Here is a 20,466-nt window from a genome sequence, read left to right on the forward strand (position 1 = left end):
AGCAGGAACTGCTTACGGCGGATTTCTTCCAAATCATTCTGCGCAAACCATTGGAAAGCAGTGTACGGCTTAGGTACGAAGGACGAAGCACTTACGGTAACCTTGCAGCCACGCTTACCGGTAATCTGGAAATATTTATACTGTACCTTGCGCGCCAAATCAGCAATCGCCAATACGTCCTCGTCAGTTTCATAGGGAAGACCGATCATAAAGTACAGCTTAACGCTGTTCCAGCCAGATTCAAATGCTGCACCGACAGCATTCATCAAATCTTCTTCCGTTACGCCCTTATTGATAACGTCACGCATCTTCTGGCTGCCTGCTTCCGGAGCAAAGGTCAGACCGCTCTTACGCACTGCCTGTACCTCCTTGGCTATGGCAACACAGAAGCTGTCAATACGCAGAGAAGGCAGAGAAACGCTGACGCGTTCATCCTTAAACTCGCCAATCATCTTATGTACGAGCGGAGCCAGGCAGGAATAATCGGCGCTGGAAAGGGATACTAGGCTGATTTCGTTATAGCCCGTGTTATCTACCAGCTTACGCGACAGGTCCATCAGCACCTCCGGCTTGCGCTCACGCACCGGACGGTAAACCATACCTGCGTGGCAGAAACGGCAGCCACGGCTGCAGCCACGGAAAACCTCCAGCATGATGCGGTCATGAACGATTTCACCGAAAGGAACAATCGGAGAGGTCGGGAAATCTACGCTGTTCATATCCTCTACAACACGCTTTTGGATAACAGCAGGAATATCCTCGCGCAGCGGCTTAATTGCCTTAAAGGTGCCGTCCTCATTATATTCTGCATCATAGAAGGAAGGTACATAAATGCCCTTGATTTTTACCACGCGCTGCAGGAATTCTTGTCTGCCGCCGGGTTTGCCTTCACGTTTCCATTCTTTGTAACAACGCATAACCTCAACTAAAACCTCTTCGCCTTCACCGATAACAGCAAAATCGAAGAAATCAGCCAAAGGCTCAGGGTTGTACACGCAGGGACCGCCTACAATAACAAAAGGATCTGCATCAGTACGGTCCTTAGCCAGCAGCGGTACGCCACCCAAATCAAGCATATTTAAGATATTGGTATAGGAAAGCTCGTATTGCAGAGTAAAACCTACAATATCACATTCGCTCAAAGCCTTTTTAGTTTCCAAGGTGCAAAGCGCAATTTCACGCTCACGCATCTTAGCCTCCAGGTCAATCCAGGGTGCGTAAACACGTTCTGCGGCAATTCCGTCTTCCTTATTCAGCAGATGGTATAAAATTTTGAAGCCAAGGTAACTCATACCTACTTCATATACATCAGGAAAGGCCAGAGCAATAGTTGCCTCTACTTCGTCAGCAGGCTTAACAATGCTTGCGAACTCGCCACCGGTGTAGCGTGCAGGCTTTTGCACACTGCTTAAAATATCAATAGTTAAATCCTTTTTCAAATTCATATTCTCCTCTATTAAAATTGAAGGTTTTGCTTCTTCACCTTAATATTCAACAAAATCGCCACCAACATAAGGTTCGTCGTCAGCGAGCTGACGCCATAGCTCAAGAACGGCAAAGGTACACCGGTTACAGGCATAATACCGGCAGTCATACCAATGTTGACCATAACATGGAACATGAACATAGACGTTACACCGGTTGCCAGAAGCATGCCGAAGGTATCATCGGCATCAAGCGCAATCGCAATACCGCGCCAAATGATAATCATATACATAGAAATGATAAACACCGTTCCGATAAAGCCAAACTCTTCACCGGCAACAGCAAAAATAAAGTCCGTATGGTTTTCCGGCAAAAAGTTCAACTGGCTCTGCGTTCCGGCCAACCAGCCTTTGCCAAGAAATCCGCCGCTGCCGATAGCAATTTTAGACTGAATAACATGATAACCGCTGCCGAAAGGATCAAGCTCCGGGTTCAGAAAAACGCGGATACGGTTCTTCTGATAATCCTTCAGAATCATCCAAAACGCAGGCAGCAAGGCCATAAAAGCCAGCCCCATTCGGAAGAACCATTTATACTTAAAGCCGCTGACAAAAATCATACCTATCAAAATAGCAATAAATGTCAGCGAGGTTCCTAAGTCCGGTTGACGCATAACAAGAATAAACGGCACCAGGATATATGCAAAAACCGGCAGGTAATCCTTAAATTCCTCCAGCCATTCAATACGCTTATCCATAAAGGTAGCTAAGCAGATGATGAGAAAGACCTTAGCAAATTCACTGGGCTGAAAGGACAGCGAGCCTATTTGAATCCAACGCTGTGCACCCAATTGACTTTGTCCTACAAACATTACTGCCAAAAGCAGTATGATATTAAATATATACAGCTTGGTAGCATAATTTTTGAGTACACGATAATCAAAAGCCAACGATGCAGTAACAATAGCCAGGCCAAAGACCATAAACATGCTTTGGCGCTGCACATGCCAGGCCTTACCGGTGCTCACCGCAAAGGAATGGGTAGCACTGTCGATAAGCCCCAAGCCACAACCCATAAGTATTAACACAGCAGCAATCAGCCACCAGTCAAGATTTTTCAGGATACGTTTAAAATCCACAATGTACTCCTTCCTGCATTATTGGATGGTGTCCTTCTTCGGGGCAGCCTTATCAGGGCGGGGCATATAACCCTTCTCCTGGAAAAATTCTTCAAATGCTTTATAAACGATAGGACCTGCAGCGATAGAACCGAAGCCACCCTGCTCTACAATGCAGACCACGACAAGCTCAGGATCATCTACCGGTCCATAGGCTACAAACAAACCATGGTCACGTCCATGAGAGTTTTCGGCAGTACCGGTTTTACCGGCTATAGGCTTAGGCAAACCGGCAAAATACGATGCCGTACCACCCTCCTGCGTAGTAGCACTCATGCCCATGCGGATATAATCAATTGTCTGCTGCGACACATCAATATGCTTACCGGCAGCACGCTTAGGCTTTTCAAAAAGACTGCCGTCACTGTTGATAATACTGTCAACCAGATATGGCTGATACTTGGTACCGCCGTTAGCAACAATACTCAGCATAACAGAAAGCTGAATCGGTGTTGTCAGGTTAAAGCCCTGACCGATGGCAGCATTGAAGGTATCGCCCAAGCGCCAGTCCTCGTTCCAAATTTCACGCTTAACCTTTTTAGAGGCAACAAGGCCCTTGCTTTCGCCCTCCAGGTCGATACCGGTACGTTCGCCAAAGCCAAAGATATGTGCATATTTCTCAATGTTATCAATACCTACGCGATAACCAAGCTCGTAAAAATATACGTTATCACTCATCGCCAGCGCTTTGATAAAGGTCAGCCAGCCTAAAACCTCGCCGCCGGCGTTACCCATAGTAGGAACCATCGGATGAAAGCCGCCGTCGAAAATGGGCTCGTTCAGGCCAACCTTTTTCAGCTCGAAGGCAGCACTGCCAGTAACAATCTTAAAGGTGGAACCAGGCGGATATTCGCCTGTGATAACCTTATTATTCATCGGGAAATTAGTGTCATTATTAATGGAGTTCCAATTTTTAGAGGAAATGCCATGTACAAACCAGTTAGGATCATATCCAGGACGGCTGACCATCGCCCTCACCGCGCCATTGCGCGGGTCGATGGCTATTACTGCCGCCGCTCTCGCTCCAGGAGCAATACCACTGTTGCGCAGGTAAGCAAGATGCTTATCGGTAAACTCCTCCAGCTCCTTTTGCAGCTGATAATCAAGCGTCAGCTTCAGATTTTTACCGGGTACAGGCTGTACAGAATCGTAATGCTTAACAACATTACCTGCAACGTCAACCTCCTCCATAAAGGCGCCATCCTCACCGCGCAGATATTTATCATAAGTCTTTTCCAATCCGGCCTTACCAACAAGACTGCCCTGAGTAATATTCTTAAACAAGCCCTGCTCAATTTCATAAGCACTTACCTCGCCTACGTAACCCAAAGCATGTACAGCAAGCTCATGATAAGGGTAATTGCGGATAGGCTGCACCGAAAGCATAACCTCCGGCATATAGCGGCGCTGTTCCTCTATTTTTGTTACCATCTGCTGATCAAGATTATTCTTCAGCATAATAGGTTCATAAAAATTTTTGCTCGCCTTAATTTTAGCGTTAATTTCTTCTACCGGCATCTGCAGCAAATTACTGAGGCGCTGCAGTGTTTCCGGTTTATAGCTGGACTGCTTCTGCAATACTACCGCATATCCCGGCAGATTGTTAACCAGCTCTTTGCCCTCACTATCATAAATAATTCCACGGGGAGCAAGAATACGCGACTGGCGCAGCCTGTTGCCGTCAGATTGCTTAGCGTAGTAATCACCGCGCCACAGCTGCAAATAAACCATTCGTCCCAGCAGCACAGCAAATAATACCAGACACACAACCAGCAAGGTGTGCAATCTGGTTATCCGGTTTCTATCTTCCATAGGCTACGTCTGTCTCCTTTCCTGCTTCCTGGTTAATAAGATATATCTTCTTTTCTGATCCATTCATAAATCATCTTCATTATAACTACAACAGGCCATACCAACAGCGCATTGCCTATAATATAGCCCAGGGAATCCCATAAATATGCAAAAAATATGCTCCAGCGTCCGCCACTGCGCAAAAGTTCCAGCCACCAGTAAACAAAACGCAGGATAAAAGTAATCGTCGCAATAGCGCTCATATGATAAAGATAATTATCCTTAAACACCTTTTCCTTTGTCAGGCCTACTATATAACCTACACAGATACGACTGAGAATATGGAAGCCAAAAATACCCACCGTCATTGCATCCTGCAGCAGTCCGGTGATACCGCCAACTACCGCACCAGCTTTTTCGCCGCGCAGCATCGCATAAGCATATACCGCCAAAAGCAGCAAATCACAGGAAAGCCAGCCTGTATAGTACACAGACATCGAACCCTGCAGCAGCATTAAGAACAGAAACAGGACGGGCCAAATCAGTCTCCTCATTTTGCCTGTCCTCCCTGTAATACAATTTTCGCTTCCGGCGTAAAGCCAACAATAACCAATACCTGTTCAACATCTGCAATATCAGCAGCAGGTACAATATCTGCTTCCTGCAGCAGACCTACACTATCCATATGAGTAGCAGTAACCTTACCGATAAGAATATCCGCAGGATGGCTGCCGCTGTAACCACTGGTAACGATAATATCACCCTCACGCAGGCTTGCTTCGCGGTAAATATGCTCCAACAGCAGCTTATCCTTGCCGCTGACACCGCCGGCTACACCGACAGCACGTGAATCAGCGCGCAATACCCTAGCACCTACACGACAGCGCGGCGATGTGAGCAGCAGTACGCGGGCATAATCATCATATACCTCATCAACCACGCCTACAAGGCCACCATTAACAACTGCCATATCCGGTGCCAGACCTCTGTCTTTACCGGCAGCAATATAGATGCAATCGCGTAAATCTCCAAAGCTGCGGGCAATTACCTTTGCTGCCACAACCTTCTGCGATTTATGCTGCTCCTTATACTCCAGCAAGCCTCTTAACTGCCTGTTTTCTGCATACATCGAAGCCATCTGGATATTGGCATTACGCAGCTCTATATTTTCTTGTTTCAGCTTTGCATTTTCGCTCTGCATTACTGTCAGTGCCTTCCAATAGCCACGCACGCCATCACTGGCATTGCCTAACCCGGTCAGCATACTTTCTACCGGCAGCACTACTGCCGCCACCGCTCTGTTGACCAAAGGAAAACGGCTTCTGCCTGCTACGGCCATCGCCAGCATGGAAAACAGGACCAGAACAAACAAAGCTACCAACATAACCTTCTTATTCATGCTGCATTCCTACTTATTTAGAGGTCATAAAGCCTTTGCGGTAAATGTCAATATTTTCTACAGCAATACCGGTGCCGAGAGCAACACAGTTCAAAGCTTCATCAGATACGAATACCGGCATACCGGTTTCCTGAGAAATAAGTCTGTCCAGATTGCGCAGCATAGAGCTGCCGCCTGTCATAACAATGCCACGATCCATAATATCAGCGGACAATTCAGGCGGTGTACGCTCCAATGTGTTACGAACAGCGTCCACAATCATGCTTACAGGCTCGTTAACAGCTTCGCAAACATGGTTGGCATTAACCTCTATACTCTTAGGCAGACCGCTGAGCAGGTCGCGGCCGCGAACTTCCATAACAGCAGGCTCATCAACCTTCATTGCGGTACCGATTTCAATTTTAATATTTTCTGCTGTACGCTCACCGATAAACATATTAAAGGCTTTGCGGATATAACGTACAATAGCACTGTCGATAGCATCGCCGCCGCAGCGTACGCTCTTGCTGACAACAATGCCGCCCAGAGAAATTACGGCAACCTCACAGGTGCCGCCGCCGATATCAACAACCATGCTGCCGGTTGCTTCCTGTACAGGCAAGCCTGCACCGATTGCTGCCGCCATCGGTTCTTCAATCAAGTAAGCCTCACGCGCACCTGCTTCAATAGTAGCATCAACAACTGCACGCTTTTCTACTTCGGTAACACCGGAAGGCACACCAACCAGAATACGCGGACGTACAAAGGTACGGTTGCCCATAGCCTGCTTAATAAAATATTTCAGCATAGACTGAGTAATTTCATAGTCGGCAATAACGCCATCCTTCATCGGACGGATAGCGACAATGTTACCGGGAGTACGGCCAATCATTCTCTTAGCCTCCGCACCGATTGCCAGTACCTCGTTAGTGTCCTTTTCAACAGCTACTACCGACGGTTCGCGGATAATAATACCCTTATCCTTGCAATGCACCAGCGTATTTGCAGTGCCCAAATCTATACCCATGTCATCCGACATATTGTTAAAAATACTGATATTAGGGAAAGTAAACTTCATTTCCGACTATCCTCCTAAACTTCTAATGCTCCATCTTCCTGAAAGCTGTAATAAGCACCGTCCCCGATAATCAGATGGTCCAGAAGCGGAATCCCCAACGTTTGTCCTGCCGCCAGCAAAACAGCTGTCAGCTGCCTATCCTCAATGCTTGGCATCGGATCACCCGATGGATGATTATGTGCCACGCAGATAGAGGCTGCATGCTGCAGAATCGCCGGCAGAAATACCTCACGCGGATGCACCACCGAGTTGGTCAGCGAACCCTCTGATACCAGCTCTGTGCCTATTACTTTATTCTTACTGTTTAACAAAATTACCAAAAATTGTTCCTTTGTGGCATAACGCAGGCGTGGCATCAAAAATGCCGCACCATCCTGCGGACAGCCAAAATGGATTTTATCCAAAGGGCGAGCCGACGCAATACGTCTGCCTATTTCCAGAGCTGCCAAAACGGTTGCTGCCTTGACCTGCCCCATACCCTTGATTTGCATAAGCTCATTTAAGTCCCTCACTCCTGCCAGACGCCTGTACAGGCCTCCGTCAGCTGTGAGCTCCTTAGCAATCTCCAACGCTGATTTTTGCGCAGTGCCTGTGCGCAGCAATATTGCCAGCAGCTCTGCATCTGTCAGCGCGTTAACTCCACGCAGAAAAAGCTTTTCCCGTGGTCTGTCCTCTAAGGGAAGGTTTTTAATTTTTTCTGTGTTTGTTGTCTGGTCGATACTACTAAAATCACTGCGAAAATCGCAGGTCCTGCTTTCTGCAGGATTAGTCACTCTTCATAGCTCCTCATACTCCCAATCTTTGCATCATTAAGTACAGCAACGACAACGGCAGACCTACAACATTGTTATAGCAGCCATTGATTTTTTCCACCAGGACAGCACCTCTGCCCTGAATGCCATAGGCACCGGCCTTATCCATAGGCTCGCCTGTGGCAATATAAGCATCTATTTCTTCAGCAGTCAGCTGACGAAAGCTTACATCAGTAACGCACACCTCGGACATCTTTTGTCCCTTATAACATACAGCAACGCCTGTCATAACCTGATGTGTACGTCCGGACAAGCGCTGCAGCATAGCCTTAGCAGCTGCTGCATCCTGCGGCTTGCCCAAAATAACATTATCAATTACTACAATTGTATCTGCAGCAATAACCGGAAGCTCATCTCCCATTTTTGCTGCTACAGCAGCGCATTTGCCGGCTGCATTATGCAAAGCAACCTCCTGCGCCTGGCTGGCAGTGCCGCTGCCTTCGGCAAAATCCGCAGGACAAACCAGCGGAGTAATACCTATTTGCTGCAGCAGCGCCTGTCTGCGCGGAGAGGCTGATGCCAAAATAACCTTCATGCTTCAGCCTATTCCTTTTTACCCATATCAATAACAATCTTCGGCTGTTGGATTTCAAAAATAACAGCCTGCTTGCCTTCGCGTACCGCATCACGTTTAAAAATACGTGCATAGTTTACGGTTACTAAAAGCCACAAAACAATGCAGCCTGCAATAAACGGCAATTCATCCATATGAAAGAACGTAGCCATGCTGTGTCCGCAGGCAACACCTGCAAGAATGCCTGCTACCGGCAGACCGTAAATAACCAGCTTAGCCTTGCGTTGGTCAAAGTCACGGTATTCCGCACCAACCACATCGCCGGCCTTGGCACCTACCGGGTTCCAGCAATCTATATATTTAGGCAGGCCTGTCAGTTCGCTTTCAGCTTTGTCAACCTTTACCTCAGCGCGCTCGCCCTGCTTTTTAACAACAATACCTCTAATTTCTGCCATTGAAGCAAATCCTTCCTCTACCAAATATTTAGCTTAATAAGCGTGTACGAAAATATACCAATAGCCAAAGCCGAAAACTACACCGTAAATTGCCAGGAAAACAAGAACGCCTTGCCAGCATACAGGATAACCGAAGTTGATATCCTCGCCGAAAATACCACGGCGGTTAAAAAAAGTATATTTTTTACGTTTTCTGAACCAGGCCAATTTGTTATCGGGGCCAACCAGCTTGGCAATCAGATAAATGTAAATAAAAGAACCAAAAAATATTTGCATAACGCGGGCGCATACTACCACCGGTTCTACGTTAGCTATAGTTTCCATATCTCAAAGCCTCCTATATCAAAAACAATCATCAATTAAAGCTGAATAAATTTATCCGGCATTTCCTTACGCAATACACGGACAAACTCATCACTGGATTTAAACAGCAAACCCGCCAGCTTATTTTTCTTGCCTTCGGTAAATACCAGCAAGCGCTGCGGATTTTCATCAAGTGAATTATAGCGATGGATATAATGCTTAATCGCTGTTTTACGGAAAAAGCTCTTTACATATTTATCGGTAAAGCTTTCTGTACGGGTCAGGTCAACAACATAACTGCGTTTAATAAAGCCTAAGCCGTGGCTGATTACCTCAAGCTTCATATCCTTGTAGAGTATCAGAGTATAGCCAAAGGCTACACGCCAAATCCACAGAGCCAAAAGCACTGTATCCATACCCCAGCCCAGCATATCAAAGCGTCTATGTTCCTGTAGCCAGGTCCATTCATGCCAATAAAGGCTCGCAATCATCAGCAAGGCAATCACTGCAAAGATTTTTCTTTGCGTACTTGTTCCAGATTCTTCACGATACAATTCTTCCAAAAGAGTTCCCTCCAGCTTCCTAAATTGTGCAATAGCAACAAAGCAATCTTATCCAATTAATTATATCAAATTTTACACTTAAAGCATATACCTCAGGCAATAAAAATCAGTGCAAAAATGTGAATTTTACCTGCATCAGACAGCTTTCATGCAAAAGCAAAACACCGCTTCGCCGGCTTACGCCATTGAAGCGGGTTTCAGTAAGTATTATGCTTTAGTGAAATTCAGCGGCTGGCAATTGCGTCAGTCACGAGTATTTAAAACCATTACCGAGGTTTTTCATCGCTAACCATTCAGCAACTCCAGTACATGAGAGCCTATTTGCGCACCTGACCATTACCGTTAATCAGGTACTTTGTACTCGTAAGCTCCGGCAGCGCCATCGGTCCGCGGGCATGCAGCTTTTGTGTGCTGATGCCGATTTCAGCACCGAAGCCGAATTCGTTGCCGTCGGTAAAGCGGGTAGAGGCATTGACGTAAACAGCAGCAGCGTCCACGGTATATTGGAAAAGCTGTGCCGCCTGATAATTATCGGTAACAATACATTCGCTGTGGCCGGTGCCGTATTTGGCAATATGTGCCATAGCTTCCTCAATGCTGTCCACAATCTTTACAGAAAGGCGCAAATCGCCGTATTCCGTAGACCAGTCTTCTTCAGTTGCCGGATGCACCTGACCGCTGTACTCCTGCACAGCCTCATCACCGCGTATTTCTACGGCAGAGGAATTATACATCATCAGCATCATCGGCAAGAATTTATCCGCAATATCCTTGTGCACCAGCAGTGTTTCCATCGCATTGCATACGGAAGGACGCTGCACCTTGGCATTGAAAGCAATTTTCATAGCCATCTCCACGTCGGCATCCTTGTCAACATAGGTATGGCATACGCCCGCACCTGTTTCGATAACCGGCACGCTGGCATTACGCACCACCGCCTGAATCAGCCCGGCACCGCCGCGAGGAATAACCACGTCGACAAGGCCATTCATATGGATTAAATCCTGCACAGCCTGTCTGTCACTGGTATCAATAAACTGAATAGACCCCGCAGGAATGCCTGCACCCTCCGCAGCCTGCGCCAAAATCGCAGCAACAGTTTTATTGGACTCCATCGCCTCACTGCCGCCCTTAAGGATAACAGCATTGCCGGACTTCAGGCACAGGCCTGCGGCATCCGCCGTAACGTTGGGACGTGCCTCGTAAATAATGCCGATAACGCCCAAGGGAACGCGAATTTTAGTAATATGCAGACCGTTAGGCAAGGTTTTGCCGTCAATAACATTACCAACAGGGTCAGCCAAACCTGCTACCTGACGCAGGCCGTCAGCCATACCGCTGATGCGCTCGGCAGTCAGCTTCAGACGGTCCAGCATTGAGCTTTTCATGCCCTTGGCTGCAGCAGCAGTCATATCACGCTCATTCGCAGCTAAAATTTCAGACTGTTGTGCCTCAAGCGCAGCAGCCATCGCCAAAAGTGCCGCATTCTTAACTGCAGTAGAAGTAACGGCAAGCTTTGCTGCAGCCTGCTTTGCAGCCTGCGCCTTAGCCTTCACCAATTCATACGTTGCCATAATCCTCACCCTGCCTTATAAAATAACCAGGTCATCGCGGTGGATAACCTCATCAAAATTTTTATGTCCCAGAATATTTGCAATCTCGCCGGAATTGCAGCCCTTAATCTGCTCCAGCTCGGCAGAAGAATAATGCACTAAACCACGCGCCAACTCATGCGCATCCTTATCAATAACGCTCACCGTACTGCCCGGCAAAAATTCACCCTGCACGGCAAACACGCCTGCCGGCAGAATACTGCAGCCGCCGGCCTTGCGGATAGCCTTAGCGCAGCCTTCATCAACAACAATGCTGCCGGCAATCTTGGCGCCAAAGGCCAGCCAGCGCTTGCGGAACTGCAGACGGTTTTCACGGCTCACGAACAAGGTTCCCAGCTCTTCACCCTGCAGCACACGGGTAATGGCATTCTTCTCGGTACCGCTGGCAATTACCAGATGAATACCGCTGCTTGTCGCAGCCTTGGCAGCCTGAATCTTAGTCGCCATACCGCCGGTACCGCGGGAAGAGCCGACACCGCCGGCACTTGCCTCAATCTCCGGAGTGATTTCCGTAACCTCTGGCACAATAACAGCATCGGGATGCGTTTGCGGATTAGCGGTATACAGGCCGTCAACATCAGAAAGAATGATAACAAGGTCAGCATCCACAATGCCTGCAACAAGAGCAGACATATTATCGTTATCGCCGATTTTCAGCTCATCGAGCGCCACAACGTCATTTTCGTTGACGATAGGGATAACACGCTGACGCATCAGCTCCATAAAGGTATTACGCGTATTTGTATAACGATGGCGGTCAATGGCCTCTGTTTTGGTAATCAGCACCTGCGCCACGATCTGACCGTAATCGGCAAAGAATTTTTCGTAGGTGTGCATAAGAACGCCCTGACCTACGGCAGCAGCGGCCTGCTTGCCGGGAATAGTTTTCGGCTTGCCCGGCAATCCCATACGATCCACACCCACAGCCACTGCACCGCTAGTAACCAGAATCATTTCCTTGCCCTGATTCTGCAAATCGCTGATTTCGCGTGCCAGACGATCAATCTGACTAAAATTGCGCTTGCCGTTGGCATAGGTAATCGTACTCGTACCAACCTTAATGACAATACGCTTAGCCTTTTTTAAAGCCTCACGGCTTGCTTCATTGTTTAACATTTCCCCTCACCTGCAGTTCTAGTTTTTTATATTTTTTGCGTTATCCGCAATACATCTCTTTCGCCAATGGCGCAGAGAATGTGCCGGATGCTAAATGAAATTGCCGACGGCGTACTCCTCGTACGTCGAGGAAATTTCATGACGCAGATAGCACGTTATCCGCACACTTGCTTTTTAGAGACTGTGGAGAATGTGCCGGATGCTAAATGAAATTTACGATGGCGTACTCCTCGTACGTCAAGTAAATTTCATGACGCAGACGGTGCGTTATCCGCAGGATCAATCTTTGTAGTCGAAAACCATATCCCTAATACGCACACTCTGACCTTCCTGTACGCCTCTCTCCTTCAGCGCCTCGTCAATACCAAGACGTTTCCAAATAAGCTGGAAGCGGTAAAGTGCCTCATCGTTATCAAAGTTGGTCATAGCAACAAGACGTTCAATGTTCTTGCCGCGAACCTCCCAGTCAGTATCATTGCCGACAACAATTTCGTAGCTGTCCGGATCAATTTCGTCAAAGCGTGCCAGGTCTTCTTCATCCTCTTCCGGAACATATTGCAGCAGCAGGTCGTAAGCCTTAAACATCAGCTCACGCAGACCTTCGCCGGTAGCAGCACTGGCCTTACAGATTTCGTAGCCTTTAGCTTCAACGTATTCCTTTAAGCGCTCAAAGTTTTCCTGCGCTTCCGGCAGGTCCATTTTATTGGCAACAACCAGTTGCTTACGACGTGCCAGACGCTCGCTGTATTCTGCCAGCTCTGTATTGATTTTGTCAAAATCCTCAATTGGATCACGGCCGTCAACGCCTGCAACGTCAACAATATGTAGCAGTACCTTGGTACGCTCTACGTGACGCAAGAAGTCATGACCAAGGCCTACACCCTCATGTGCACCTTCAATCAAACCGGGGATATCCGCCAGCACAAAGCTGCGCTCCTCATCCAGACGTACCACGCCCAAAACCGGGGACAGCGTTGTAAAATGGTAGGCAGCAATTTCGGGGCGGGCAGCGCTCACCTGTGCGATAATGCTGGACTTGCCTACGCTGGGATAGCCTACAAGGCCAACGTCGGCCAGCAGCTTCAGCTCCAGCTTCAGCCAACGGTTTTCACCGGGTTCGCCCTTTTCTGCAAAGGTCGGTGCACGGTTGGTGCTGGTAACATAGCAGGCATTGCCCTTGCCGCCACGGCCGCCTTTAGCAGCCGTATAGGTCTGGCCGTCCTCAACAAGGTCTGCCATAACGGCGCCGGTTGCGTCGTCACGTACCAAGGTTCCCATCGGCACCTTAACGAATACGGTATCAGCGCGTACACCGGTACAGTTTTTGGTACCGCCCTGACCGCCGCGCTTGGCAACATATTTTCTCTTGTAACGGAAGTCAATCAGGGTATTGAGATTTTTGTCCGCAATCAGGACAACATCACCGCCGCGACCGCCGTTACCACCGTTCGGGCCACCCTTTTCTACAAATTTTTCTCTGCGGAAGCTGCTCATGCCGTCGCCGCCATCGCCTGCTTCTACATAAATTCTCGCTCTGTCAATAAACATTTTGTTTTCTCCTATATCGTAAATTTAGCTATTGCTAGGTATATTTATCTATATTATAGCTTATCTTGCAGGGAAAGTGCAACGTGGTAACAATCAAATCCGCAGAAAAGCTTTGAGTTTGCGAAGATTTCACTTCTGATTTATATGACGCAGATGGTGCATTGCTGTAGCCGTTACCTATTTCAAGGCTACAGCTAATAAAAAATGTGCCTGCAGCTATTTTTTATATACACAAAAGCTGCAAGCACGTTTATAAAAGGAAAGGAGAATCTTATAGCTTACTTACGCAAAAATTTATCAACCGCATGTGCTGCGCCACGCCCTTCGGCAATAGCCCACACCACCAGGCTCTGTCCGCGACGTGCGTCACCAGCGGCAAAAACGCCGGGTACGCTGGTCGCATAGCTGCTGTCATCAGCTGCTATGCTGCCGTTAGGTGCCTTCGCCAACTTGAATTCCTCAAACAGTCGCTCTTCGCTGCCCACAAAGCCCATAGCCAGAAGCACCAGCTGTGCAGGCACAATATGTTCTGTACCGGGGATATCTGCCGGCACCATGCGTCCGTTTATCTGCTTCCATTCGTTTTGGCACAAGCGCAGACCGCTTACCTTGCCATCCTCACCCAGGAATTCTTTAGTTGTAATACAGAATTCACGCGGGTCCTGCTTAAATTTATGGATAGCCTCCTCCTGACCGTAATCCGTTTTAAAAATACGCGGGAACTGCGGCCAGGGATTATCTGCCGTGCGGCTGTGCGGCAGACAAGGATTGATTTCCAGCTGACGCACGCTGCGGCAGCCCTGACGAATAACTGTTGCCATGCAATCATTGCCGGTATCACCGCCACCGATGATGACAACATCCTTATCCTTGGCATCAATAGCCAATCCGTCCTCCAGATTACTGTTCAACAGGCTCTTGGTTACGCTTTCCAGATAATCCTTAGCGAAATAAATACCCTCCAGCTCGCGTCCGGCAACCGGCAAATCACGCGGCACCGTTGCACCGGTACACAGCACTACGGCATCATATTCCTCCAACAATGTGCTCGAAGCAAGCTTTACACCGATTTCGCTGTTTAAGACAAAGTTTACACCGGCGTCCTCCAGCAATTTAACACGCCGCTCTACCAGCTTTTTGTCCAGCTTCATATTCGGAACACCGTACATCAACAGACCGCCGGCACGGTCGGCACGCTCGTAAACAGTAACGCTGTGACCGGCCTTGTTCAGCTCATCGGCACAGGCAAGGCCGGCAGGTCCGCTGCCGATAACAGCAACCTTTTTGCCGCTGCGCTTGGCAGGCTTATTGGGTTTTACCAATCCATGCTCGAATGCGTTTTCAATGACATACTGCTCAATATTGCGAATGGTAACAGGATTATTCACCAGACCTGCATTGCTGGCACCCTCACAGGGAGCAGGACAGACGTGAGATGTAAATTCCGGAAAATTGTTGGTTTTATTAAGACGGGCATAGGCATAATCATCCATCCCATGGTAAACAAGATCATTAAATTCCGGCATCAGATTATGCAGCGGACAGCCTGAAACCATGCGGTTAATCATTACACCGCTATGGCAAAAGGGAACACCGCAATCCATACAGCGCACTGCCTGGCAGCGCAGTGCTTCCTTGTGCGGCAGGCTGCTCGTCTTAATTTCCTGCCAATCCTTAATTCTTTCTTTGGGGGCACGCAAAGCAAGCTCCGCACGCTTGTAATCCATAAATCCGGTAGGTTTACCCATTATGCCTTCACCTCCTCAAATACCTTCATGGTGGCAGCTTTCCGGCTGCTGGTCAATAAGATTCAGTTCCGGACCGATACCGCTGGTTGTATCCGTAAAAACCTCCTCACGAATGGCATCAATCGGCGGATTACCTGCGCAAAGAGCTGTTTAAAGTAGTTATATAAAAGCTGCGGCTTTTCGCTGAGTACTGTTTGGCGCATTCTTTGACAAAAAAGTTATGCGGAATTTGCAGCAGTACACCGGCACCGTCACCGGAGTTCATATCTGCTCCCTGACCGCCGCGATGGTCCATGTTATGCAGAAGCACCAAAGCCTGTCGTAAAATTTTATTAGACTTCTTGCCCTTAATATTGGCAACTACGCCAACACCGCAGGCATCGTGTTCAAACCAAGGATCGTACAATCCATGTTTCTTGGGCAGCGAAGTATTCATAATAAATTCCCCTCTCAAAGCATTTTATCAATAAATCTATTAACAGTTCTATTAGTGTTTCTATTGAAGGCCACCATAACGACTGTAATTTTAATTATAATGCCACGTTATTACGATTGCAAATTGTATATATGTATATTTATTTGCATGACAAAAGTTCTGTAAAAGGTAATTTTCTGAAAGAAGCATTTTTTATACCCCTACACTCCTTTGCACTTCAGCAATACTTTTTCCATTTCAGATGCACATTAAATGTTTTTCTAGGCATTTTTCCATTTTCACACTTGACAAACCACGAAATTGTTGCGATAATGTGAAGAACACAGTGATGTGTTTGTTTTAATTTAAGAACAAAATGCAATGACCGGGAAAATTTACCTGCCCCAGCATTCAGAGAGACGGCGTATGGTGCAAGCCGCCAACAAGCAGGCAAAGAAGCTCACCCGCGAGCAGCTTCTCTGAACCAAGTAGGAGCAGACGTTTCTAGCACGTTACGCTGCCGATTCGCTAATCGGAAAAATTAAGTACAACTTAGGGTGGTACCGCGAAAAAATTTCGCCCCTATCTGCAAGCGCAGATAGGGGCTATTTTTATTATAAGGAAGAAGGTTACTTTTATGGGAATGACAATGACGCAAAAAATCTTAGCCAAGCACGCTCACCGCGACAGCGTAAGCGCCGGCGACCTGCTTGTTTCTCAAGTAGATTTAGTATTAGCAAATGATATTACCGGTCCCCCGGCTATCAACGAATTTGAAAAAATCGGTAAACCGGTATTTGATAAAAACAAAATTGCTCTGGTTCCGGACCATTTCTCACCCTGCAAGGATATCAAATCCGCAACCATGTGCAAGCGTATGCGTGACTTCGCCCGCAAGCACGAAATCAAAAACTACTTTGAAGTGGGCCAGATGGGTATCGAGCATGCACTGCTGCCTGATAAAGGCCTTGTTGCTCCCGGCGAAATCATCATTGGTGCCGATTCCCATACCTGCACCTACGGCGCGCTCAACGCACTGAGCACCGGTATGGGCCAGACCGATATCGGCTGCGCTATGGCCAGCGGTACCTCCTGGTTCAAGGTTCCGCAGGCTATCAAAGTCAACCTGACCGGCAAGCTGCCGAAATACGTTAAAGGCAAGGACATCATCCTGACCATCATCGGTATGATTGGCGTTGACGGCGCCCGTTACCAATCTTTGGAATTCACCGGCGAAGGTGTCAGCGAGCTTTCTATGGCCGACCGTCTGACTATCTGCAACATGGCTATTGAGGCCGGCGGCAAAAACGGCATTTTCCCTGTTGATGAAAAAACCATCGAATTCTTAAAGGAACGCGGCGTAACCCGTGAATGGGAAGCAGTTACTGCCGACGAAGACGCTGAATATGCCCGCGTACTCGATATTAAGCTCGACGAGCTTGTTCCCGTTGTTGCTTATCCGCATCTGCCGGAAAACACCCATCCTGCTAAGGAAGGTCATGCAATCAAAATTGACCAGGTTGTCATCGGCTCCTGCACCAACGGCCGTCTGGAGGATCTTGAGCAGGCTGCCGAAATTCTCAAAGGTCACAAGGTTTGCGACCATGTGCGTATGATTATCATCCCGGCAACCCAGCAGATTTATCAGGAGGCTATGCATCGCGGTTACATCGATACCTTTATTGATGCCGGTGCTGCCGTTTCTACTCCAACCTGCGGCCCCTGCCTTGGCGGTTACATGGGCATCCTCGCAGCAGGCGAGCGCGCTGTTTCCACCACTAACCGTAACTTCCGCGGCCGCATGGGCCATGTCGACAGCGAGGTTTATCTGGCAAGCCCCTATACCGCTGCAGCCAGTGCCATCACCGGTTATATCACCAGCCCTGAGGAGGTAGTAAAATGAGCAAAGTTTGGCGTTACGGCGACCACATCGATACAGACGTTATTATTCCGGCAAGATATCTGAACATTGCCGACTTCAAGGAATTAGCAGAGCACGCTATGGAGGATGCGAAGGAAAACCTGGAAATTAACTTCGCCGCCAACGTACAGCCCGGCGACTACATCGTTGCCGGCAAAAACTTCGGTTGCGGCTCCTCCCGTGAGCATGCCCCGGTAGTATTAAAGGTTAAGGGCATCAAATGCATCGTAGCAGACAGCTTTGCCCGCATCTTCTATCGCAATGCGATTAACATCGGCCTGCCGGTGCTGGAAATCGGCGCCGACGTAGAAAAGATTGAACCCGGTGACGAAATTGACGTTGATATCAACAAGGGTGAAATCAAAATCCTCAATAAAAATATTACGATCAAAACAAAACCGCTGCCGGAATTTATCCAGCATATCGCAGACTGCGGCGGCCTGATTAATTATATTAAAGGAGAAAACAAATAATGAAGATTTGCTTACTGCCAGGTGACGGTATTGGTGTAGAAATAGTTGATGCAGCTGTAGAGGTTCTCGACGCTGCTGCCAAAAAATTCGGCTTTGAAATTGAATATGACAAGCAGCTCATCGGCGGCTGCGCAATCGATGCAACCGGCGTTCCCCTGCCGGAAGCAACCATTGCCAGTGCTAAGGCTGCTGACGCTGTGCTGCTCGGTGCTGTCGGCGGACCGAAATGGGATAATGTTGCTCCGGATATCCGTCCGGAAAAAGGCCTGCTTGGTATCCGCAAGGCTTTGGGCCTGTACTGCAACCTGCGCCCGATGACCGTTTCCAAATTCACCGCGCATCTTTCTCCGCTGAAAACGGAACGTGCAGAGGGCGCCGATCTTTTAATCGTGCGCGAGCTTACCGGCGGCATCTACTTCGGTGAGCATACCGAAGCGCACCTCAATGCTGACGGTGTTGAGGAAGCAAGCGATATTGAGCTTTACACCCGTCCGGAGGTAGAACGCATTGCCCGTTTTGCTTTTGAAGCTTCCAAGAAACGCCGCGGTAAAGTAACCAGCGTTGATAAAGCCAATGTATTGGGCTCCAGCCGCATGTGGCGTAAAATTGTTGCCGAAATGCAGGCTAAGGATTATCCTGAAGTCGAGCTGAACAACTTCTATGTTGACAACTGCGCTATGCAGTTAGTGCTGAATCCGAAGCAGTTTGACGTTATTTTGACCAACAATATCTTTGGCGATATTCTCAGTGATGAAGCAAGCACCATCGCAGGCAGCATCGGCCTGCTTCCGAGCGCCAGCCTCGGTGACGGCACTGGTATGTACGAGCCTATCCACGGCAGCGCACCGGACATTGCCGGCCAAGGCATCGCTAACCCGCTGGCAACCATTCTCAGCGTCGCTATGATGCTGCGCTACTCTCTGAACCAAAATGCAGCAGCAGATGCTATGGAAGCAGCTGTTGACGCAGTCATGGAACAGGGCTACCGCACTCCGGACCTTTATGCAGAAGGTCTGAAAAAAGTTTCTACATCTGAAATGGGCCACCTGGTTGCTCAGGAACTGCTCAAATAGACATTCCCGGTATAACGCCATCCCCTCAGCGTTTACCAAAGCATTTCTACCCGTAAGCCTTCCGTTTGGGGCTTACGGGTAAAATTTCCATCACTTAGGCACTATTATATTTTGATTTTTTTGTTTTTTGGATTTTTTTACGATTGTTGTGGTGTATTATGATGCAAATTTCAACTAAAAATATTGATTCTGTATATACTAATAATGCTTTAAGCAATGCTGCGGCCTTCCGTCAAGGCTTACACGATGCTATTCCCATAGGATTGGGGTATTTTGCCGTAGCCTTTTCTCTGGGAATTATTTGCCGCACATCCGGGCTTTCTGTATTCCAGGGCTTTCTGACAAGCCTGCTCAACAACACTTCAGCCGGTGAATTTGCCGCTATTACCCTCATAGGTCAAAACGCCAGCTATACCGAAATAGCGCTTGTAACCCTTATCGCCAATGCACGCTACATGCTGATGAGCTGCGCGCTGAGCCAAAGGCTCAGCAACGCGCAAGGCTTTATACATCGTCTGGCTATGGCCTTCGCTGTAACGGATGAGCTTTTCGGTATCGCCATCTCCCGTCCCGGTGTTTTGAATCCATACTATTACTATGGCGGTATGGCCGTAGCAATTCCTGGATGGTCGATTGGTACAGCCAGCGGCATTATCGCCGGTGCAGCGCTGCCAGAACGCATTGTCAGCGCACTGAGCGTAGCACTGTTTGGTATGTTCCTTGCTATTATCATTCCCCCTGCACGCGAAAGCCGTATCATTCTCACTGTTGTAATCACAAGCTTCGTCGCCAGCTTCGCAGCAGCATATCTGCAGCCGTTGGCGCAGCTTACCGGCGGTACACGTACCATTATCCTCACTGTAGTCATCGCAGCGGCTGCAGCCTGGTTCAGGCCGGTACAATCCCAGCAAAAGGAGGACTAGCACATGGAACACAATATTTACATTTATATTGCAGTCATGGCACTTGTTACCTACGCTATCCGCGTGCTTCCGCTCACACTCATCCGTAAGGAAATCAAAAATCCCTTCATCCGTTCCTTTTTATATTATGTCCCCTACAC

Annotated in this window: 20 protein-coding genes, 2 pseudogenes and 1 other annotated feature; of the genes and pseudogenes, 5 read left to right on the top strand and 17 right to left on the bottom strand. The window is 48.2% G+C overall.

Annotated features, from left to right (window positions below; genetic code table 11):
- The 17 genes and pseudogenes from BN587_RS07335 to BN587_RS07410 all read right to left on the bottom strand — a co-directional run.
- On the bottom strand, positions 1 to 1,445 hold a 1,445-nt coding region (locus BN587_RS07335; protein WP_044484538.1), incomplete at its 3' end, for a TIGR03960 family B12-binding radical SAM protein.
- A gap of 11 nt (positions 1,446 to 1,456) precedes the next feature.
- A complete protein-coding gene (gene rodA / locus BN587_RS07340; protein WP_021720486.1) occupies positions 1,457 to 2,563 on the bottom strand; it encodes a rod shape-determining protein RodA in 1,107 nt (368 codons plus the stop codon).
- 18 nt (positions 2,564 to 2,581) lie between these two features.
- On the bottom strand, positions 2,582 to 4,414 hold the full coding sequence (gene mrdA, locus BN587_RS07345; RefSeq protein ID WP_021720487.1) for a penicillin-binding protein 2: 1,833 nt from the start codon (positions 4,412 to 4,414) through the stop codon (positions 2,582 to 2,584).
- A 32-nt stretch (positions 4,415 to 4,446) separates the two neighbouring features.
- Positions 4,447 to 4,947, bottom strand: a complete 501-nt coding sequence (gene mreD / locus BN587_RS07350) for a rod shape-determining protein MreD (protein WP_021720488.1) — start codon at positions 4,945 to 4,947, stop codon at positions 4,447 to 4,449.
- The gene (gene mreC / locus BN587_RS07355) at positions 4,944 to 5,792 is read right to left on the bottom strand and encodes a rod shape-determining protein MreC (RefSeq protein ID WP_021720489.1); all 849 of its coding nucleotides are present in this window, start codon (positions 5,790 to 5,792) and stop codon (positions 4,944 to 4,946) included. The genes mreD and mreC overlap by 4 nt, the downstream gene beginning before the upstream one ends.
- Positions 5,793 to 5,805: 13 nt before the next feature.
- Positions 5,806 to 6,849, bottom strand: a complete 1,044-nt coding sequence (locus BN587_RS07360) for a rod shape-determining protein (protein WP_009145323.1) — start codon at positions 6,847 to 6,849, stop codon at positions 5,806 to 5,808.
- 14 nt (positions 6,850 to 6,863) lie between these two features.
- Positions 6,864 to 7,622 carry a RadC family protein gene (radC, locus tag BN587_RS07365; RefSeq protein ID WP_021720490.1) on the bottom strand — a complete coding sequence of 253 codons (759 nt, stop codon included), beginning with the start codon at positions 7,620 to 7,622 and terminating at the stop codon, positions 6,864 to 6,866.
- Between the two features lie 13 nt (positions 7,623 to 7,635).
- A complete protein-coding gene (locus BN587_RS07370; RefSeq protein ID WP_021720491.1) occupies positions 7,636 to 8,196 on the bottom strand; it encodes a Maf family protein in 561 nt (186 codons plus the stop codon).
- 8 nt (positions 8,197 to 8,204) lie between these two features.
- Positions 8,205 to 8,630, bottom strand: coding sequence for a SoxR reducing system RseC family protein (locus BN587_RS07375; RefSeq protein WP_021720492.1), 426 nt, complete (start codon positions 8,628 to 8,630; stop codon positions 8,205 to 8,207).
- A gap of 33 nt (positions 8,631 to 8,663) precedes the next feature.
- A complete protein-coding gene (locus BN587_RS07380) occupies positions 8,664 to 8,954 on the bottom strand; it encodes a hypothetical protein (RefSeq protein ID WP_021720493.1) in 291 nt (96 codons plus the stop codon).
- 35 nt (positions 8,955 to 8,989) lie between these two features.
- Positions 8,990 to 9,496 (bottom strand): hypothetical protein, encoded by a 507-nt coding sequence (locus tag BN587_RS07385; protein ID WP_009145328.1) that lies wholly within the window; start codon positions 9,494 to 9,496, stop codon positions 8,990 to 8,992.
- 317 nt (positions 9,497 to 9,813) lie between these two features.
- Positions 9,814 to 11,070: a glutamate-5-semialdehyde dehydrogenase gene (locus tag BN587_RS07390; protein WP_021720494.1), complete on the bottom strand. Its 1,257-nt coding sequence runs from the start codon at positions 11,068 to 11,070 to the stop codon at positions 9,814 to 9,816.
- Positions 11,071 to 11,085: 15 nt separating this feature from the next.
- Entirely contained in the window at positions 11,086 to 12,225 is a 1,140-nt protein-coding gene (gene proB, locus BN587_RS07395; protein ID WP_021720495.1) for a glutamate 5-kinase, read from the bottom strand.
- A 279-nt stretch (positions 12,226 to 12,504) separates the two neighbouring features.
- Complete coding sequence (gene obgE, locus BN587_RS07400) at positions 12,505 to 13,773, bottom strand: GTPase ObgE (protein WP_021720496.1); 1,269 nt, start codon at positions 13,771 to 13,773, stop codon at positions 12,505 to 12,507.
- A gap of 278 nt (positions 13,774 to 14,051) precedes the next feature.
- On the bottom strand, positions 14,052 to 15,521 hold the full coding sequence (locus BN587_RS07405) for a glutamate synthase subunit beta (RefSeq protein ID WP_021720497.1): 1,470 nt from the start codon (positions 15,519 to 15,521) through the stop codon (positions 14,052 to 14,054).
- Between the two features lie 15 nt (positions 15,522 to 15,536).
- Positions 15,537 to 15,724 (bottom strand): annotated as a pseudogene (locus BN587_RS12210) (glutamate synthase central domain-containing protein).
- A pseudogene (locus BN587_RS07410) lies at positions 15,715 to 15,957 on the bottom strand (glutamate synthase); the annotation flags it as partial. The pseudogenes BN587_RS12210 and BN587_RS07410, both read right to left, overlap by 10 nt.
- Positions 15,958 to 16,308: 351 nt before the next feature.
- Positions 16,309 to 16,523 (top strand) — a binding site (T-box leader).
- A 50-nt stretch (positions 16,524 to 16,573) separates the two neighbouring features.
- Here BN587_RS07410 and leuC point away from each other — a divergent pair.
- The 5 genes from leuC to BN587_RS11950 form a co-directional block, all read left to right on the top strand.
- Positions 16,574 to 17,839, top strand: a complete 1,266-nt coding sequence (gene leuC / locus BN587_RS07415) for a 3-isopropylmalate dehydratase large subunit (RefSeq protein ID WP_021720499.1) — start codon at positions 16,574 to 16,576, stop codon at positions 17,837 to 17,839.
- Positions 17,836 to 18,330 (top strand): 3-isopropylmalate dehydratase small subunit, encoded by a 495-nt coding sequence (locus tag BN587_RS07420; protein WP_021720500.1) that lies wholly within the window; start codon positions 17,836 to 17,838, stop codon positions 18,328 to 18,330. The genes leuC and BN587_RS07420 overlap by 4 nt, the downstream gene beginning before the upstream one ends.
- On the top strand, positions 18,330 to 19,403 hold the full coding sequence (gene leuB, locus BN587_RS07425; protein WP_021720501.1) for a 3-isopropylmalate dehydrogenase: 1,074 nt from the start codon (positions 18,330 to 18,332) through the stop codon (positions 19,401 to 19,403). The genes BN587_RS07420 and leuB overlap by 1 nt, the downstream gene beginning before the upstream one ends.
- A 158-nt stretch (positions 19,404 to 19,561) precedes the next feature.
- Positions 19,562 to 20,326: an AzlC family ABC transporter permease gene (locus BN587_RS07430; protein ID WP_021720502.1), complete on the top strand. Its 765-nt coding sequence runs from the start codon at positions 19,562 to 19,564 to the stop codon at positions 20,324 to 20,326.
- A gap of 3 nt (positions 20,327 to 20,329) precedes the next feature.
- A partial coding sequence (locus tag BN587_RS11950) for an AzlD domain-containing protein (RefSeq protein ID WP_044484542.1) occupies positions 20,330 to 20,466 on the top strand: 137 nt, incomplete at its 3' end.

Source organism: Phascolarctobacterium succinatutens CAG:287 (assembly GCF_000434895.1).
In the GTDB taxonomy this organism is placed as follows: Bacteria; Bacillota; Negativicutes; order Acidaminococcales; family Acidaminococcaceae; genus Phascolarctobacterium_A; species Phascolarctobacterium_A succinatutens_A.

What these genes read in the sequence shown, in the direction of transcription:
- mrdA (WP_021720487.1), bottom strand. Translation starts at nt 4,414, where the DNA reads ATGGAAGATAGAAACCGGATAACCAGATTGCACACCTTGCTGGTTGTG.
- mreD (WP_021720488.1), bottom strand. Translation starts at nt 4,947, where the DNA reads ATGAGGAGACTGATTTGGCCCGTCCTGTTTCTGTTCTTAATGCTGCTG.
- mreC (WP_021720489.1), bottom strand. Translation starts at nt 5,792, where the DNA reads ATGAATAAGAAGGTTATGTTGGTAGCTTTGTTTGTTCTGGTCCTGTTT.
- BN587_RS07360 (WP_009145323.1), bottom strand. Translation starts at nt 6,849, where the DNA reads ATGAAGTTTACTTTCCCTAATATCAGTATTTTTAACAATATGTCGGAT.
- BN587_RS07370 (WP_021720491.1), bottom strand. Translation starts at nt 8,196, where the DNA reads ATGAAGGTTATTTTGGCATCAGCCTCTCCGCGCAGACAGGCGCTGCTG.
- BN587_RS07375 (WP_021720492.1), bottom strand. Translation starts at nt 8,630, where the DNA reads ATGGCAGAAATTAGAGGTATTGTTGTTAAAAAGCAGGGCGAGCGCGCT.
- BN587_RS07380 (WP_021720493.1), bottom strand. Translation starts at nt 8,954, where the DNA reads ATGGAAACTATAGCTAACGTAGAACCGGTGGTAGTATGCGCCCGCGTT.
- BN587_RS07390 (WP_021720494.1), bottom strand. Translation starts at nt 11,070, where the DNA reads ATGGCAACGTATGAATTGGTGAAGGCTAAGGCGCAGGCTGCAAAGCAG.
- proB (WP_021720495.1), bottom strand. Translation starts at nt 12,225, where the DNA reads ATGTTAAACAATGAAGCAAGCCGTGAGGCTTTAAAAAAGGCTAAGCGT.
- obgE (WP_021720496.1), bottom strand. Translation starts at nt 13,773, where the DNA reads ATGTTTATTGACAGAGCGAGAATTTATGTAGAAGCAGGCGATGGCGGC.
- BN587_RS07405 (WP_021720497.1), bottom strand. Translation starts at nt 15,521, where the DNA reads ATGGGTAAACCTACCGGATTTATGGATTACAAGCGTGCGGAGCTTGCT.
- leuC (WP_021720499.1), top strand. Translation starts at nt 16,574, where the DNA reads ATGGGAATGACAATGACGCAAAAAATCTTAGCCAAGCACGCTCACCGC.
- BN587_RS07420 (WP_021720500.1), top strand. Translation starts at nt 17,836, where the DNA reads ATGAGCAAAGTTTGGCGTTACGGCGACCACATCGATACAGACGTTATT.
- leuB (WP_021720501.1), top strand. Translation starts at nt 18,330, where the DNA reads ATGAAGATTTGCTTACTGCCAGGTGACGGTATTGGTGTAGAAATAGTT.
- BN587_RS07430 (WP_021720502.1), top strand. Translation starts at nt 19,562, where the DNA reads ATGATGCAAATTTCAACTAAAAATATTGATTCTGTATATACTAATAAT.